Source organism: Scytonema sp. UIC 10036 (assembly GCF_009725235.1).
Window position 1 is genome coordinate 1 of the sequence record NZ_WJFC01000112.1, and the last position, 16917, is coordinate 16917.

Genomic DNA, 16917 nt, shown 5'->3' on the forward strand with positions numbered 1-16917 from the left:
CCCCTGTCTCCCTTGTCCCCCTTGTCCCCCTTACCTCCCCTGCTCCCTCTTCCCAAGGTGCAGGTTTACGTACTTGTTCCCATACGGGACTATGAAGGGCTTCATCAAGTTCTCGCGCCATTTCAACCATACCCGCATATCCCGCATAAGGATGGTGCCGTTCTTGATTGATATCTAAAAATGGGATGCGGGCTTTGAGGGCAGTGTATTGATTGCGACCACCAGCAATCAACATATCAGCTTTTGTTTGAGCGATCGTCCGTAGCAGTTCTTGGGCATTGCCTTTTTCCAGCATGATGCCATCTTTGCCCAGTAATTCTCTGATGCGAGCTTTATCCTCCTCCGTACTTTTCTTTGTGCTAGTAGCGACAACTTCCATACCTAAGTCCTTTGCAGCAGAAATAATCGACCAACTTTTCACACCTCCTGTATAAAGGACAACGCGTTTACCTTGAAGACGATCGCGATAGGGAGCTAGGGCAATATCTAGAGCAGCAGTTTCTTCTGCAATTAATTTCTCTACTCGTTCTTGCAAATCGCGTGCAGCGCAATTATCCCCAAGAAACTCACTCAGTTTTGCAGCGATATTCCGCAAACAGCGATTCATGTCCTCTACACCGTAGAAAGATTCTTCAATGTAGGGGATACCATAGCGTTCCTCCATCTTTCTCGCCACATTGATTAAGGCTTTGGAGCAGATCGTGACATTGAGCTTGGCTCGGTGAGCGTAGCACACTTCGTTGTACTTAGCATCACCCGTAATTTTGGCTAAGACTCGAATACCCAATTTCTCCAGTAAAGGCAGAACTCCCCACAATTCTCCGGCAATGTTGTACTCACCAATCAGGTTAATATCATAAGGGGTGGTCAATTCTGGTTCGGCAGTGCCGATAACGTATTCTAGTAAGGCTTCCCCACCCACTCGATTACCAAGATTTTTACTACCAATAAAACCAGGGGAATTGACAGGGATAACGGGTGTACCTGTTTTCTTAGCAGCGGCTTCGCAGACTGCATCCAAATCATCTCCAATCAGCGCAGTCACGCAAGTAGCGTAAACAAACACTGCTGCAGGTTGATAGCGTTGCTGTACTTCTAAAATGGCTTTGTACAGCTTTTTTTCTCCACCAAAAATTATATCATTCTCATTCAAGTCAGTCGTAAAACCCATTTTGTAGAGATGAGAATCAGAGGAAAGACTGCCACGACTACCCCAAGAATTTCCAGCGCAAGCAATAGGTCCGTGGACTAAATGAGCAACATCAGTAATTGGAACTAAGGCGATTGATGCTCCATCAAAAGCACAACCTCCTTGAGCAGCACCTGGTTGGGCTTGTTGCTGACAAGACTTATTTTTCTTCTGCCCGTGCTTGTGGTGATTGTGTTCGCATCCTGGCTCACTGAGCAGTTCGTTAATTTTGCCTTGGGTGATTTTCATCGTATTTGTTAGTTGTTAGTTGTTAGTTGTTGGTTGTTAGTTGTTGGTTGTTGGTTGTTGGTCGTTGGTTGTCAAAAAGTACTACTAACCACTAACCACTAACCACTAATCACTAACAAATATATTTCGTAACATCCTCACCACAATCATTTGAGAGGTAGGACAGGCTGCGGAAGCGCAATCCTACAAGTTCGTCATAAAGTGGATTTAATTTGCAGAGTGCGGGAATGTGGAAAGTATGTCCTAACAATTTAAGATCTCGTTCAAACGGGCAGCAACAAGGAATGAGTCGGCAACATAGATGAGCAACACGACGATCGCATACTTGAATTTCATTGACCCATCGGCGTAGGGGAGAGAGAAGATCGAAGCCTGGAGTTTTTTCAGGAATTAGAGAGCGCTCGTCGGTTTGGGTGATGGTAGTCATGGTAGGCAAGATAAATTGAGCATATACTTGGGAAAAGGTAATTGGCAATTGATAAAATCTCCTTTCTACCGATTACCGATTACCCTGTCACTATCGAATTAAGTCGTAGGAAATATCAGTCTTAGACGGAATGATTGTATTGCGATCCAACTCATCTAAAATTGTGTTGACAATCCAGTTAAGCAAGTTGATAGTACCTTGGTAGCCGTAGGTAGCGTAGCGGTGAAGGTGGTGGCGATCGAAGATCGGGTAGCCAATCCGCACTATGGGGGTTTTCGTGTCTCGCCAGAGATACTTGCCGTAGGAATTGCCGATGAGCAAATCAACGGGTTCCGTAAACATTAAAGAGCGCATATGCCACAAGTCGCGCCCACCGTGAATGGTGGCACCTTGACTAAAGGGGCTAGAGTCGAGCAGTGCTCTCAGTTCTGCTTCAAAGTGTTCGTTGCTATTGCTGACAACGATGTGAATTGGTTCTGCACCGATTTCTAATAAAAATTGAGTCAAACCAAACACCAGATCGGGGTCACCATACATCGCAATCCGCTTGCCGTGCAACCATGCCTGAGAATCAGTTAATGCATCTACTGCACGTCCCCGCTCATCCTCCAGTTCTTGGGGAATCGGTTTTCCTGTCAAAGCAGACAACTTCATTAAGAACTCATCGGTTCCACGAATCCCAACTGGACGGGTAACGTAGGTCTTTTGACCCCATTCATGTTCGATGTAGTCGCGAGTTTTGGTAGTGGAGTATGCTTGGAGTGCGATTGTTGCTTCCGCATTGATCGAATCAGCTGCGTCTTCTAGCTTAGTACCACCAGGATACATATTGTATTCCCCATTATTGGGAGAATCTAGGTATTCTGAATTATCTGCCAACAGAGTATAGTCAATTCCCATCAAATTTGCAATCCGCTTAATCTCACGCAGGTTGCCAATGTAGGTTTCAAATCCAGGAATGAAGTTAATCTTGCCGTTGGTGCTGTCTTGCTTCTTACCTTCAGTTAAATTCGACAGAATACCCTTCATCATGTTATCATATCCCAAAATGTGGGAACCGACAAAACTAGGTGTGTGAGCATAGGGTACAGGAAATTCTTCAGGAACCGCTCCTTCCTCTTTGGCAGTTCTGATAAAGGCTTGCAGGTCATCCCCAATCACTTCTGCCATGCAGGTAGTGCAGACAGCGATCGCCTTGGGCTTGTAGAGGTTGTAGGAAACTCCCAATCCTTCAACCAAGTTCTTCAAACCGCCGAATACAGCTGCATCTTCCGTCATGGAAGAGGATACGGCAGAAAATGGTTCTTTGAAGTGACGGGTGAAGTGACTGCGGAAGTAAGCAACGCAGCCTTGAGAACCATGTACAAAAGGTAGTGTTCCTTCAAAGCCAACGGCTGCTAAAATTGCTCCTAGAGGTTGGCAAGCTTTCGCGGGATTAACGGTCAACGCTTCACGAGCAAAATTCTTTTCCCGGTATTCCCAAGTTTTTGTCCATTCAGCAATGCGTTTTACTTCTTCAGGATCGTGTCCACCTTCAAACGCTTTCTTCGTTTGAAATAGCTCTTGGTATTCTTGCTGCTGGAAGAGTTCGGCGTGATCCTTAATTTTGTTTATGTCATTCTGTGCCATTGATGTTCTCCAATTTTGGGGGGGAGGAAAAATTGACCGCTATTTCTCCGTGTTTATCCAGATTTGTTCACTTGTGGGTAGATTTGGGTAGACATTTACGAGCGGTGAGGGGTGAGAGGTGCGGGTCTCTATCTTTTTACTCTTCCCCTCCTTTACCCATCTAGGTGTTGCCATCGCATTACTTTTTCCAAGGCGCACCAATCAAACTCCAGGTCGGGCTGTTGAGTGCGAGATCCATGTCACGGGCAAAGATTGCGAATCCGTCGTAGCCATGGTACGGTCCGGAATAGTCCCACGAGTGCATTTGACGGAAGGGAAGCGCCATCTTCTGGAAGACGTACTTCTCTTTAATACCAGAGGCGATTAAATCGGGTTTGAGTGCTTTAACGAACTGCTCAAACTCATAAGCAGATACATCGTCATAAATCAACGTGCCGTTCTCGACATAGTGAGTCGTGCGTTTGTAGTCATCATTATGACCGAATTCGTATCCCGTGCCAATGAGCTTCATGCCGAGGTCTTGGAAAGCAGGAACAACGTGACGAGGACGCAATCCACCAACCATCAGAGCAACAGTTTTACCTTCCAAGCGCGGACGATATTTAGCAATGACTGCATCGGTTTGAGCTTGATACTTGGCGATCGCGTCTTCAGCTTTCGCTTGAATGGTTTCGTCAAATTTGGAAGCAATTTCCCGCAATGACTCAGCAATCTTCGTAGGACCAAAGAAGTTATACTCCAACCAGGGAATACCATACGCTTCTTCCATGTGGCGGGAGATGTAGTTCATAGATCGGTAACAGTGAACCAGGTTCAGTTTTACACTAGATGTCAGCATCATCTCGTTCAAGGTGCCGTCTCCAGACCACTGAGCCACAACCCGCAAGCCAATTTCTTCTAGTAGAATGCGGCTAGACCAGGCATCTCCACCGATGTTGTAGTCACCGATGATAGCAACATCGTAAGGACCGGGTTCAAAACCGAGAGTACCTTCTTTCTTGGCTTTGTCAGCTTTAGGGAACACCCAGTCACGAATAGTGTCGTTGGCAATGTGGTGTCCGAGGGACTGAGACACGCCCCGGAAACCTTCGCAACGCACCGGAACAACAGTCTTGTTAATTTCTTTAGATTTTTTCTTCGCAACGGCTTCGATATCGTCCCCAATCAAACCAATCGGACACTCGGATTGAATGGAAATTCCGCGATTTAAAGGGAACAAATTTTCAAGTTCATCGATTAACCGAGCAAGTTTTTTGTCTCCACCAAATACAACGTCCCGTTCTTGAAAGTCGGAAGTAAACTGCATTGTACCAAAAGTGTCGATGCCAGTGGTACCAATATAGTAGTTGCGACGACCTGACCAGGAGTAGTAACCGCAACCAACAGGACCGTGGCTGATATGGATCATATCCTTAATAGGACCCCAAACCACACCCTTTGAGCCGGCATAGGCGCAACCACGGGTAGTCATTGTACCGGGAACGGATTTGATGTTGGACTTAACGCCGCAATCGGACTTGCCTTCTTCGTAAACGTTTAAGTGTTTTTCCCGCTTTTTCTTCGATTTTTCGGGATATGCCTCTAGAACTTCTTGGATCAAACCTTTTTTATCAACTTCTGACGTTGCTACCTCAGTAGTAGTTTGTTCTATTATCGCGGATTCGGGAGGTGTCATAGTTTTTCTTCTTGACTATTTGCGATGGAAGTGTTTGGAGAATAGGGGGCAGAAGGTCGGGGGTAGGGAGTAGAGGAGTAGCCCTATCAAGGTGGATAAAAACTTCGGGAAATTAATAGCTCTCTCTTACCTCTGCGTACTCTGCGCCTCTGTGGTTAAATAAATAACTTTTTAACCGCAGAGTACGCAGAGAACACAGAGAGAAAACAAGAGAAATCGCCACCTGAATCAAAATTTTATGAGTCACCTTGACAGTGCTAGGAGTAGAGGAGAAAAAAACTCCCCCATCTCTCCACCTCCCCAGCTTAAACAACAGCAACTGTTTTAACTGCGTCTTCTGCAAGCGCTTTTTGATACTCTTCTTCGCCGCCGAGGATACCGAATTCCACCAGTAGTTCTTCCAGTTCATCCATTGAGATAGGGGTTGGAATAGTTAGCTTGGTGTTCTCTTGTATTTTCTTAGCCAGAGCACGGTACTCATCAGCTTGAGGATGATTAGGAGCGTATTCAATAACTGTCATACGGCGCAGTTCTGCGTGTTGCACCACATTGTCACGAGGAACAAAGTGAATCATTTGAGTATTAAGTTTTTCAGCGAGTGCCTCAATCAATTCAATTTCTCGATCGACTTTGCGGCTGTTGCAGATCAGACCGCCCAAGCGCACGCCACCGGAATGAGCATACTTGAGAATGCCTCGTGCAATGTTGTTGGCGGCATACATTGCCATCATTTCACCGGAACAAACTATGTAAATTTCTTGTGCTTTTCCTTCGCGAATTGGCATAGCAAAGCCACCGCAAACCACGTCGCCCAAGACATCGTAAGAAACAAAATCCAGGTCGTGGTAAGCACCGTTTTCTTCTAAGAAGTTAATTGCGGTGATGATACCGCGTCCAGCACAACCGACTCCTGGTTCGGGACCGCCTGACTCCACGCACTTGACGCCTAGATAACCAGTTAACAAAACTTCATCCAGTTCTAAATCTTCAACTCCGCCGCGCTCAGCAGCTAGGTGTAAAATGGTGGTTTGGGCTTTGCTGTGCAGCATTAGGCGGGTGGAATCAGCTTTTGGATCGCATCCTACGATCATGATCCGTTGACCTATTTCCGCAAGACCGGCAATCGTGTTTTGAGATGTTGTGGACTTACCGATACCGCCTTTACCGTAAAATGCTATCTGTCTAATTTTGTCAGTCATGGTTGTTGTTCCTAAAATAAGGTGTTGGCTGAAGTTCATAGATGCGATTGCGCTTGTTGCCAAGGGCGATCGCTCCTGAGAACGTTAGTGGTGTCGAAGCGCTAAGCCCCGATGGAGGCGCACGCTCAACTGCTAAAACATTTGCAACTAGAAAAGAGAAATTGTGCATATATTTTGGTCAACGGTAATTGCTAATTACCCCTACTCCAGCTAAATCATTGGATTAACTGCTTTTACTAACAAGTTTTGGCTAACACGCTCTTGCAACTTTGCTTCAATGGCAACCTTGAGCGTCGCCGTACTGCTAGAGCAAGAACCGCAAGCACCTTGTAGCACTACTTGGACGAAATCACCATCCACATCGTACAGTTCTACATCTCCCCCATCGGCAATCAATAGGGGTCTAACTTCTTCATCCAGAACTTTTTGAATCAGGGCAATTTTTTGCACGTTCGTCAGCGCTCGTTGGGGTTGCTCCTTAACAGAGGGACTACCTATAGCAATTTTTCCATCTAAATTATGGGGGCTAGAATCGGCAGATACAGATAATTCCTTTGCTACTGTAGCGATCAAGTCATCAATATCTGCCAGACAAGAACTGCACCCGCCACCCGCCTTAACATAGCTTGTTACTTGTTCAGCAGTCGTGAGGTTGTTTTCCCGAATGGCACGGCGAATCTTAGACTCGCTGATACCAAAGCAACTACAAACCAATGTTCCTTCATCATCTTCATGAGCATGTAGCGGAATACCTCGGTATTTGAAAATCGCTGCTTCTAGTGCTTCTTGACCCATTACCGAACAATGCATCTTTGCTTCTGGCAATCCGCCTAAGTATTCTGCAATGTGCTTGTTGGTAATTTTGAGCGCTTCATCTAAGGTTAAACCCTTGATTAACTCAGTCAAAGCCGAGGAAGAAGCGATCGCGCTGGTGCAGCCAAAAGTCTGGAAACGAGCATCAAGGATTTTATCGCTGTCTACCTCTATTTTGAGATGCAGTTTCAAAGCATCTCCGCAGGCGATACTACCCACCTCACCAAAAACAACTGCTACTCCTGGTTTGTTGCTATCTTCTATTGCACCTTGGTTTTTCGGATTGTAAAAAAGTTCTAGTACTCTATCTGTATAGTCCCACATAACCGATTTTGGATTTTGGATTTTGGATTTTGGATTTTAGATTTTGGATTTTGGATTTTGGATTTTGGATTTTGGATTTTGGATTTTGGATTTTGGATTTTGGATTTTAGATTTTGGATTTTGGATTTTGGATTTTGGATTTTGGATTTTAGATTTTGGATTTTGGATTTTGGCTTGGAGATTAGAAATTAATTATCCTCCCTTGTCCCCCTTGTCCCCCTTGTCTCCCTTGTCTCCTAACTCACCACCAGCGCTTGCTCCCGCTCTTGCAGCCAGTCAGCTTGGTCGTTGTTGAAAGGAGAAATAGCCCGCAAGCGTTCGACAATTGAGGGCATTACCTCTAAGACTCGATCGATCTCGGCTTCAGTTGTGTAACGCGAAAGACTGAAGCGAATTGAACCATGCAAAATGGTGTAGGGTAAGCCCATTGCCCGCAAAACGTGGGAGGGTTCTAAGGAACCAGAAGTGCAAGCGGAACCAGAAGAGGCACAAATTCCATATTGGTTGAGAGATAGCAAAATTGCTTCGCCTTCAATGTACTTGAAACCAATGTTAGTGGTGTTGGGCAATCTAGAAGTTGTATGACCGTTGACTTCAGTGTCGGGGATAGCAGCAAGCAAACCTTTTTCCAAGCGATCGCACAACGCCTGTTCCTGTTTCACATTTTTTAAATGTACCTGGGCTAATTCTGCCGCTTTGCCCAAACCTATAATACCGGGAACATTCTCTGTACCTGCTCTGCGTCCCCGTTCTTGGTGTCCGCCTACTAAAAGGGGACGGAACCTCACACCACGTCTTACGTACAGCGCACCCACACCTTTGGGAGCATGGAGTTTGTGACCGGACAAGGTAAGCATATCAATGCTGCTGGTCTTGAGGTTGAGAGGAACTTTCCCCGCCGCCTGTACCGCATCTACGTGAAAGATAGCACCCACTTCCTTCGCTCGCAACCCAATCTGCTCAATGGGGAAAACCACACCGGTTTCATTGTTGGCGTACATGGTAGAAACTAAAGCAGTATTACCAGTCAGGGCGGCTTCCAGTTCCATCAAGTCGATTTGTCCCTTGCTGTCCACAGATAAGTAGGTTACTACATAGCCCTGTTTTTCTAATTGCTTGCAGACATTAAGTACTGCTGCGTGCTCTACCTGAGTGGTAATAATGTGGCGCTTCTCAGATTGCGCTGCTAAAGCTGCCTTGATGGCTGCGTTATTTGCTTCAGTACCGCAACTGGTGAAGATAATTTCAGAATCCTCAGATCCCAACAAGGCTGCGACTTGCGCTCTTGCTTGCTTGAGTGCTTTCCCCACTTGTCCGCCAAAGGTGTGCATCGAAGAAGGGTTACCGTAAAACTCTTTGAAGTAGGGCAGCATCGCCTCTAAAACTTGCTCATCTACCTTTGTTGTAGCATTGTTATCTAAATAAATCACACTCATGTTTCTACACTCACCACTTCTCACTTGTGCTTGGAAAATTTCTTGAAGAATTAGGGATTGGATATTGGGTATTGGAGAAGAATTTATTTAATGCTTATACCAATTTGAACAAAGAATGCGACAGATATTTAACTCGAATCCAGTCTTGACAAGACTTTCTCAATCCAAAATCTAAAATCTAAAATCCAAAATGGTATTATTTCCCATCCCCAGTCCCTAATCCCTAATCCCTAATCCATTGCTCGTAAAATTCTAAAGCAACTTTTTCAATCACATCGTAAGCTTCAACAGTCTGTAAGCCAGCTTTCTGCAATTGTTCTTGAGGACAGTGACCAATTTTAGAAACCAAAACCGCTTTGCAATCGGAAATAGCTTTAATAATATTGTCTAAAGTAGCTTCTTCTCCATATCCACTTTGACAATAGTGGTCAATTTTGCGATGACCGACAAACTTAACACTGTTACCATCCACTTCGTAAACCATAAACTCTTTAGCGTGACCGAAGTGCTGGTTAACTAAACCACCGCCTTTCGTAGCGACTGCAACTAAGATCTTTGGGTTGTTCTGTCGAGACTTGTCATGCAATGTCTCTACGACTTTTTCCTTAACGGCTTTGATTTCTTTCTGAGACTTCTCTATGCCTGCATGGACTTGTTGGCGTTGCTCCAAGTTGTATTCGGGAGTCATTGCCATAAATTTCTCTTTAGTAAATTCTTGACTTCGGTCTTCACCTAACAATCCCACCGCATCGGCACGACACTGACGGCAGTGACGCATCATTTTCATATTGCCCGAACATTTATCCTGTAACGCCTTCAGTTCTTTAGCTGTAGGACCGCGTTGACCTGTCAAACCAAAGTGAGTGCCGTGTTCGGGAGCGGAAATTAAGGGCATAATGTTGTGGAGGAATGCACCTTTAGAACGGATGACTTCATCGACTTCCATCAAGTGTTCGTCGTTAATTCCCGGAATCATGACCGAATTGACTTTGCAAAGGATATCTGCTTCTTTGAGGGCTTGCAATCCTTCCATTTGGCGATCGTGCAGAATGCGAACACCTTCAATACCTCTGTAGCGCTTCCGTCTATAATGAACCCAAGGATAAATTTTTGCCCCAGTCTCCAAGTCTACCATATTTATAGTTATGGTGACGTGATCGATATTGAGTTGTTTAATCCGATCCACGTAATCGGGAAGCATCAATCCGTTGGTTGACAGGCAAAGTTTGATATCTGGTGCTTTCTCTGCAATCAACTCAAAGGTGCGGAAAGTCTTTTCTGGGTTTGCGAGAGGGTCTCCAGGTCCCGCAATTCCCAATACGGTCATTTGGGGAATTTTGCCTGCAATCACTAAAACTTTGTGCGCTGCTTCTTCTGGAGTCAGGAGTTCGCTGACAACACCAGGGCGGCTTTCATTAGCACAGTCGTATTTGCGATTGCAGTAGTTGCACTGGATGTTGCAAGCTGGTGCTACTGCAACATGCATTCTAGCGTAGTGGTGGTGAGCTTCTTCGCTATAGCAAGGATGTTTCTCAATCCGCGCCCTGATTTTTTCATCTAAACCAGTTGTGGCATTGGTTTTGCTGGTGCAAGCACAACTACCAGATTTGGTTTTCGTTTTTGTTTCCGTTGTGGTAGAAGTTAGGAGTCCTGTAGGTGGTGTCATTGAATTTCGCTGCTGTTAGCATTGGAGGTTGGCATTATGGAAATCGCTACAACCTTTGATAGTTATAATTGTCTAGTTTTTGTTTGTTCAGTGTTTAGCGATACTTGTTTTATTTATAGCAGCCGCCTCAAACAAGGAAATTGCCAGTTTTATTTATAGTTTATTAAATTGATTAAGCTTGTACTCAAGAATTAAAGCTTATAATTAACAAGGTTTTAAAAACTTTTAAAAAAATTTTTAGGTATGGGTACTAGTATTTTCTGGACAGGGTACGAGTATTTATGGTGAAGGGGTTCAAGTATTTCTGTACTCAACTTCAACGCAGTACTAGCAATACTTTGAGTGTCATTTGAGCAGTTTTTTGGTTTTTCCTGATTTGTACTCAGATCGCGTTAGAACACTCTTTAAAGCACTTTGACTTAGGTAGTTCGGATATGAAGAACTGGAGTAGTTAACTACAGACTACGCCAGTCGCTTAGCGAAATTCAATTCTGTATCTAAGAATAGCACTTTTTTACTTAAAAAACTAAATGCCTCCAGGAATTGTGTCTAGATATACAGATGGAAACTTTAAAATAAAATAGAGTAAGAGGTCTGTTTTTCCGAAACTTAACAATATAACCGTATATTGTATATGGCTATACAGAAATTTTCTATAAATTTCATCTGCAAGTGCAGAGGAGTAAAAGTTGATATATCCAAGAAATCACTACAAAAATGCCTTCAAATTCTGCTTTGCTAAAAATTTAGTCTTGAGTAAATAAATATTCACTCCCTACCCTAATAAATACTAGTACCCTGACCTGAAAAAAACTTTTTTCAGCTTGTAAATACTGATTGAATCAGGATTGTTAGTAGTTGAGTACAAGCTAATGTAACCAATGGTTTGGTTAGATCCGCTTGATAGATATAAGTAACATATGGCTACAATTGCAAACACAAGAGGCGTTGTGTATATAAATGTGCTCGTTATTAACGACACTACACTACTTGCAAGTGAGTTTAGTTCCATCCCAGAGGTAATCCTATGCAATTAGATGAATTAGAACTAGACTTGCCACCAGTCTTTGAAATTGGTTCAAAAGTAAGAACTCGTAAGCTAATCCGTAACGATGGCACATACCCCGGTCAAGAAATTGGGGCAACACTAGCAAAAAAGGGAGAAATCGGCTATGTCGTTAGTATCGGGACATTTTTGCAAAATTCCTATATATATGCAGTGCATTTCATCGAGCGGGGCTTTATCGTCGGTTGTCGCAAAAAAGAACTAGAAACTGTTGAGGAAATCAAATGAAAGCCATGCTTCGTCAGAATGCTGCGGGACATCTAGTAGTTTATCTTGCTAAAAAAGATCTTGAGGAAGAAGTAGTAAAGGAAACAGAAGGATGTGAGGGTAAAATTTTAACCTTAGCAAATGGTTGGAAGCTAGCGATCCCAAATTTACCAGAACCTTTACGATTACCACAAACGATAGAGGCTAAAAGGTTATCTTAGGCTACCATGACTTATGTAACTGACACAATGCGATAACTTCTCTAAGAGCTTATTGTGGTTTTAACTTTATCAAAGAGACACGGGGCGTAGAGACACACCAGACGCGGAGAGTCGCTTGCTCCCTTGTCCGGGGCGACAGCCCCAAAGGGTCTAAAACCCCAATTTCTATAAGTTGCTTCATTTCAGTTGGGGTTCAATCCCCCTATGTAATGTCTTCGCGTCCCCGCGTCCCACAGTCTCCGCGTCTCTTCCTTGAATCGGGTGTCACGACTAACATCATCAGCCCGGAATTCTAACGCTGTGCATCTTCTGGAATATCAACTAGCTTAGTACAGCTTTGCACAAGTTCGTAGCGTTATTGAGTCCCTGAAAAGTCTTACCAGCAAACCATTCAATTCGTCACAAATTTATGAAATGCTGTACTTAGTCCATAAAGGTTGAATTTCTAATGAATAAGTAACTGGATCGAATATAGGTTTAAATCCATAATGATTGAGGTCATTAAGTACTGTAGGATAGGCAATGCCCACCTACGTGTTTATAAATCAAATAGAATTGCTATATGAGTTACCAATTACCAATTGTCAGTTTCATTGCTTTGTGCTTCCCTTTCTCCATTCTCGTAGCGATCTAACAAGGTTAATGTTTCTGTTTTGCTTACCAGAGCCAAGGCGTTGTTGGAATCTAGAGCTAATGCTTCATCTAATGCCTGAAGTGCTTCTTTGTAGCGTCCTAGATTGCGCCAAGCCTCTGCTTTTCGAAATAGCACCATAGATGTTTCTTGATAAGCTCTGACTGCTTCCTCATGTCGATCTTGGGCTTCGAGAACCTCAGCCAGAGTTCTATGGTTTAGGGGGTCATAGGGATCTAAACGTATGGCTTCTTCCAAAACTTCCTTATTACATTTTTGTACTATTTCGAAACAAGCCTGTGCAATTTTTAGATGACTAGCGCGATCTCCTAAAGGAAATTCTTGAATCAGCTTACCGAAGGTAAATAATCCATGAACAATTAATATGCTCTGACTAGCGTCAACTGTAGAAAAAACTGCTTCTGACCACTGTTGCAGTAATTGCACGAACCGCTCGTCAAGATGATTTAGATGAGTTTTTAACAAAGGATAAACAACTTGGTAATTACCTTGACTGCCAACTGTTGCTCTAAATAGCTGATTCAAGAAAATTAGCGCTTCCACAGGAGTTCCTGCTGATAAAGGATTGTCCAAGGCAGCTGCCAGTTGAATGGCGATTGTTCTTAGAAAATTAGCTGCCTCACAATCACCCTCTTGTTTGAGTTTAGCACTGACTTGTTCTATAGTTTCCACCAAGCCAGTGTCAACTAACTCCTGATTAACATTCAAAAGCTCGCGTGCTCGATCGCCTGAACATTCTACAAGGGCATGAGCCAGATTTAGATAGGCTTGCTGACGTTCTTTGCCTACAAGCCGGGGACTTTTCTCAATCTTATCGATCTTACGAATGGAGCTAGAATTTCCTTGACAAATAAAAGCTCCCCAGTAGAAGGGGTTATGATATTCTCTCTTTATTTCTAACTGAGCGTCACGGAGAGCATCGGCGCAAGGTTGACCCTTTAATATACGCTCGTAAAAGTTTGTCATTAACTCCTGAGTTTGCCGATCTGGCACTGACCACAAACTCACTACTAGTCTCTTAGCGCCAGCTAAGACAAAAGCTCGCCGCAATCCGAAGACTCCTTCACCCGTGCGTATTTCACCCAAACCTGTTTCACAAGCTGAAAGTACAACTAACTCAGTGTCTAAAAGGTCTAAACCGGAAACATCTTCAGCAGTGAGAATACCATCCTCTGCTTCTAGTGGTAGCGATCTGCCTTGAAGCCAAGTATTAACACCTGCTAAAGCCAAACCCGAACGCAGCAAGGGATTTTCTAGCCTATATCCTGATAACCTGTCCATATTACCAAGATATTCTAGGGTTTTTAAGTGTGGATCGCGTTTCTGGTCTTTTAAAAAGAAACCATGAGTGGCAAGATGCAGAATATATGGTGAACAGCAAGCCTTGAGACGAGTTTCTAAAACTTTTCCTTCCAGGATAGGCTCTATACCAAATAAAGCAGCAATTTTTTCCCCTTCAGTCCGTGTACCGGGCAGGTCTTGAAAATAGAGAGTATTCCGCTCTAAATCTTGTGAGTGTCGCCCAGAAAAGGCAGAATTTTCTGTAGCTGTTGTTGATTCTGTAACACAGAGGTTAAAATCTGGGTCGGCAAACACTAAAGGTTCTGTAGGTTGAATGTTAGTTACCCCTTGGAAGTACAGCACGTCACGACCAGTGCTGAGGTAACTAATATGGTATTCGTCAATCAATCGGCGATTTTCATCTAGAGGTAACACCTCAAAGGGTAGCTTGTTTAATTCACCATCGGGAGCTAAAAGTAAACGTTTGCGATCGCCAATTGCTATCAATAAAGGGTCAAATAGAATTTTTCGCAATCTATATCCAATACTTGTGTTTACCTTTTGCAGCATATTCTCAGGTTTAGGGATGGCATTGCGAAATGTTGTGGGTTTAGTTTCAGTCCAACCATATTCCTGCAATGGTTTATAAATTGCAGAACGCAGGTCAGGAAAATCAGTTGTGTTTGCCGCCTGAATAAGTTCTTGTAGAACGTTCTCTGGATTTCGATTTTCAGCCTCACTAGTAATTGATGTTCTGAACTGAGCAATTACCTCATCAATATCTTTGGCTTCACCCAAATCAACCACACGGATATTATTTGAATCTTTAGCAGGCAATACAAACGCTAAGTAACGAGCAGGCTTCCACCATTTCTCAGGTGTTGTGGATACTGTTGGAAAAATGCAAAATTCAGTCCGAATAAATTCCACTAATGCTGTGTCAGCAGGCAGAGCAGAGGATATTGTGTGGATGTTAGCATTTTAACGCACTGTTAAGCGCAATGCTTCAGCATCAATTGGTTTAATTAGATAAAGCAGCAAGAGATTCCACACAATTGCGATCGCTAAAGGAAGTTTGCGGATAAGTTTGAAAGCTTTGGGCTGAGATATGATACCTGTAGTCCTTTAATTCAAACCTCATGAAAATTATTTCTTTACAAAGCCCATAGTTGTTCCTTACAACTTAGGCATTGCAGGGTAAAAGCCAAAGAAGCCGTTTATTAAGTTTTGAAAATTCTAGGAACTTTTATGGCTTAATAACTATAGAGTGATTAACGTCAGCGATTTGGCTCAAAGGTTAAAGAGTATACAGCATGGCTTATCATTTAAAGAATCAAACACAATTACTCACATCTCCTAGCAATACACTTCCTGCCGATTCACGCGCTCGCGTCAAACAATTTATGCAGAACTTACAGGATGAAATTTGTACTGCGTTGGAGCAACTTGATGTAGAAGCCCGGTTTCGGGAAGATCGTTGGCAGCGAGCAGAAGGCGGTGAAGGACTTACTCGGGTGATTCGGGAAGGGCGGGTATTTGAACAAGGCGGTGTTAACTTTTCAGAAGTTTGGGGAGATACACTACCTCCCTCAATCTTAACGCAACGTCCGGAAGCCGTCGGACATGAGTTTTTTGTTACAGGAACCTCAATGGTGTTGCATCCCCGTAATCCCTACGTACCAACAGTACATCTCAACTACCGCTACTTTGAAGCCGGTCCCGTTTGGTGGTTTGGTGGAGGAGCCGATTTAACACCATACTACCCGTTTGTAGAAGATGCCGTTCACTTTCACTCTTTGCTGAAATCTGCTTGCGATGCCTATCATCCGGAATACTATCCAACCTTCAAACGCTGGTGTGATGAATACTTCTACTTGAAACATCGTCAAGAACAACGGGGCATTGGCGGCATCTTCTTTGACTATCAAGATGCGAGTGGAAGGCTTTATGTCGGTTCTCAAACAGATACACCCGCAGCACTCTACAGTCAGCAAGTGGGGACGGTATCTCGTACCTGGGAAGATATTTTTGGCTTTGTCCAATCTTGCGGTCAAGCATTTTTACCTGCTTATTTGCCCATTGCAGAACAGCGACAAGGAATAGAGTATGGCGATCGCCAACGCCAGTTTCAACTCTATCGTCGGGGTCGTTACGTCGAGTTTAATCTGGTGTACGACAGGGGAACGGTTTTCGGTCTGCAAACCAATGGCAGAACAGAATCCATATTGATGTCCTTACCACCTCTAGCTCGGTGGGAATATTGTTATAAACCAGAATCAGGTACACCTGAAGCAAGGCTCACCGAAATCTTTCTCCAGCCCCAAGATTGGGTGAATGGGACTTTTGCCCAAAAATAATAACATTTTCCACTCGCATTGAGGTCACACCTGCGGCAATCTCGGTTAAGGGAAATAAAGGGTAAAATGATGATTCAATTGTGGATGTATTGAAAAATCTCATTCAGGGTTTGAATTCTTTGCAAATCCCTTTAAGAGACGTTTTAAGATACCAACATCTTCATCAATAAGCGATCGTGACAACGAATAGCTGCTACTGTAATAACTCGTTGATTTGAAATTGTTGCAAAACCTTTAGCATCCAGAAATTCCGTCTTTACCCCAGCCCAGTTTCAAACGCTTCACCTGTCGTTGGTTCAAAGAGGCTTCCATCCCGGTTTCTGGATCTTGCACCAGAGAGCTGGAACGATCAACTCCAACTAGCGTATAACGAGACGGGCTAAATCGGTTGGTAAATAATGCCAACACGAGGACTGAAGGCGGTATCTTCTAGATCCTGACGTAAAACACCTGTTACTTCGTTCCCCTTGCCCATAGAGTAATGAGCAATGTTTCCTGAACTGTACCGAGATTTACCGTATATTTG

14 protein-coding genes and 1 pseudogene are annotated in these 16917 nt (G+C 43.7%); 4 read left to right on the forward strand and 11 right to left on the reverse strand.

Features of this window, described 5'->3' with window-relative positions:
• The 7 genes from nifE to nifU form a co-directional block, all read right to left on the reverse strand.
• Positions 1-1438: nitrogenase iron-molybdenum cofactor biosynthesis protein NifE (gene nifE, locus F7734_RS37410; RefSeq protein ID WP_155749525.1), on the reverse strand; the 1438-nt coding region annotated here is incomplete at its 3' end.
• 112 nt (positions 1439-1550) lie between these two features.
• Positions 1551-1865: a Mo-dependent nitrogenase C-terminal domain-containing protein gene (locus F7734_RS37415; RefSeq protein ID WP_155749526.1), complete on the reverse strand. Its 315-nt coding sequence runs from the start codon at positions 1863-1865 to the stop codon at positions 1551-1553.
• Between the two features lie 90 nt (positions 1866-1955).
• Positions 1956-3494, reverse strand: a complete 1539-nt coding sequence (gene nifK / locus F7734_RS37420; protein WP_155749527.1) for a nitrogenase molybdenum-iron protein subunit beta — start codon at positions 3492-3494, stop codon at positions 1956-1958.
• A gap of 178 nt (positions 3495-3672) precedes the next feature.
• Complete coding sequence (nifD, locus tag F7734_RS37425) at positions 3673-5169, reverse strand: nitrogenase molybdenum-iron protein alpha chain (RefSeq protein ID WP_155749528.1); 1497 nt, start codon at positions 5167-5169, stop codon at positions 3673-3675.
• Between the two features lie 305 nt (positions 5170-5474).
• The gene (gene nifH / locus F7734_RS37430) at positions 5475-6368 is read right to left on the reverse strand and encodes a nitrogenase iron protein (RefSeq protein ID WP_155749529.1); all 894 of its coding nucleotides are present in this window, start codon (positions 6366-6368) and stop codon (positions 5475-5477) included.
• Complete coding sequence (locus F7734_RS37435; protein WP_155749530.1) at positions 6361-6537, reverse strand: hypothetical protein; 177 nt, start codon at positions 6535-6537, stop codon at positions 6361-6363. The genes nifH and F7734_RS37435 overlap by 8 nt, the downstream gene beginning before the upstream one ends.
• A 41-nt stretch (positions 6538-6578) precedes the next feature.
• Complete coding sequence (gene nifU / locus F7734_RS37440; protein ID WP_155749531.1) at positions 6579-7505, reverse strand: Fe-S cluster assembly protein NifU; 927 nt, start codon at positions 7503-7505, stop codon at positions 6579-6581.
• A 43-nt stretch (positions 7506-7548) separates the two neighbouring features.
• Here nifU and F7734_RS37445 point away from each other — a divergent pair, with 43 nt between their 5' ends.
• Complete coding sequence (locus F7734_RS37445) at positions 7549-7800, forward strand: hypothetical protein (RefSeq protein WP_155749532.1); 252 nt, start codon at positions 7549-7551, stop codon at positions 7798-7800.
• Here the strand turns inward: F7734_RS37445 and nifS are convergent.
• Positions 7742-8941, reverse strand: a complete 1200-nt coding sequence (gene nifS / locus F7734_RS37450) for a cysteine desulfurase NifS (RefSeq protein WP_155749533.1) — start codon at positions 8939-8941, stop codon at positions 7742-7744. The genes F7734_RS37445 and nifS overlap by 59 nt on opposite strands.
• Before the next feature lie 223 nt (positions 8942-9164).
• A complete protein-coding gene (nifB, locus tag F7734_RS37455) occupies positions 9165-10607 on the reverse strand; it encodes a nitrogenase cofactor biosynthesis protein NifB (protein WP_155749534.1) in 1443 nt (480 codons plus the stop codon).
• Between the two features lie 1027 nt (positions 10608-11634).
• On the opposite strand from nifB, the gene F7734_RS37460 reads away from it, so the two are divergent.
• The gene (locus F7734_RS37460; RefSeq protein WP_155749535.1) at positions 11635-11901 is read left to right on the forward strand and encodes a nitrogen fixation protein NifZ; all 267 of its coding nucleotides are present in this window, start codon (positions 11635-11637) and stop codon (positions 11899-11901) included.
• On the forward strand, positions 11898-12101 hold the full coding sequence (nifT, locus tag F7734_RS37465) for a putative nitrogen fixation protein NifT (protein WP_155749536.1): 204 nt from the start codon (positions 11898-11900) through the stop codon (positions 12099-12101). Before F7734_RS37460 ends, nifT begins: the two co-directional genes overlap by 4 nt.
• Before the next feature lie 574 nt (positions 12102-12675).
• Here nifT and F7734_RS37470 read toward each other — a convergent pair.
• The gene (locus F7734_RS37470) at positions 12676-14964 is read right to left on the reverse strand and encodes a CHAT domain-containing protein (protein WP_155749537.1); all 2289 of its coding nucleotides are present in this window, start codon (positions 14962-14964) and stop codon (positions 12676-12678) included.
• 51 nt (positions 14965-15015) lie between these two features.
• Positions 15016-15141 (reverse strand): annotated as a pseudogene (locus F7734_RS37475) (magnesium-protoporphyrin IX monomethyl ester cyclase); the annotation flags it as partial.
• 206 nt (positions 15142-15347) lie between these two features.
• Between F7734_RS37475 and hemF the strand changes: the two are divergent.
• Entirely contained in the window at positions 15348-16391 is a 1044-nt protein-coding gene (gene hemF, locus F7734_RS37480; RefSeq protein WP_155749538.1) for an oxygen-dependent coproporphyrinogen oxidase, read from the forward strand.
• Positions 16392-16917 lie beyond the last annotated feature (526 nt).

What these genes read in the sequence shown, in the direction of transcription:
- nifK (WP_155749527.1), bottom strand. Translation starts at nt 3,494, where the DNA reads ATGGCACAGAATGACATAAACAAAATTAAGGATCACGCCGAACTCTTC.
- nifD (WP_155749528.1), bottom strand. Translation starts at nt 5,169, where the DNA reads ATGACACCTCCCGAATCCGCGATAATAGAACAAACTACTACTGAGGTA.
- F7734_RS37460 (WP_155749535.1), top strand. Translation starts at nt 11,635, where the DNA reads ATGCAATTAGATGAATTAGAACTAGACTTGCCACCAGTCTTTGAAATT.
- nifB (WP_155749534.1), bottom strand. Translation starts at nt 10,607, where the DNA reads ATGACACCACCTACAGGACTCCTAACTTCTACCACAACGGAAACAAAA.
- hemF (WP_155749538.1), top strand. Translation starts at nt 15,348, where the DNA reads ATGGCTTATCATTTAAAGAATCAAACACAATTACTCACATCTCCTAGC.
- nifH (WP_155749529.1), bottom strand. Translation starts at nt 6,368, where the DNA reads ATGACTGACAAAATTAGACAGATAGCATTTTACGGTAAAGGCGGTATC.
- nifS (WP_155749533.1), bottom strand. Translation starts at nt 8,941, where the DNA reads ATGAGTGTGATTTATTTAGATAACAATGCTACAACAAAGGTAGATGAG.
- F7734_RS37415 (WP_155749526.1), bottom strand. Translation starts at nt 1,865, where the DNA reads ATGACTACCATCACCCAAACCGACGAGCGCTCTCTAATTCCTGAAAAA.
- nifU (WP_155749531.1), bottom strand. Translation starts at nt 7,505, where the DNA reads ATGTGGGACTATACAGATAGAGTACTAGAACTTTTTTACAATCCGAAA.
- nifT (WP_155749536.1), top strand. Translation starts at nt 11,898, where the DNA reads ATGAAAGCCATGCTTCGTCAGAATGCTGCGGGACATCTAGTAGTTTAT.
- F7734_RS37435 (WP_155749530.1), bottom strand. Translation starts at nt 6,537, where the DNA reads ATGCACAATTTCTCTTTTCTAGTTGCAAATGTTTTAGCAGTTGAGCGT.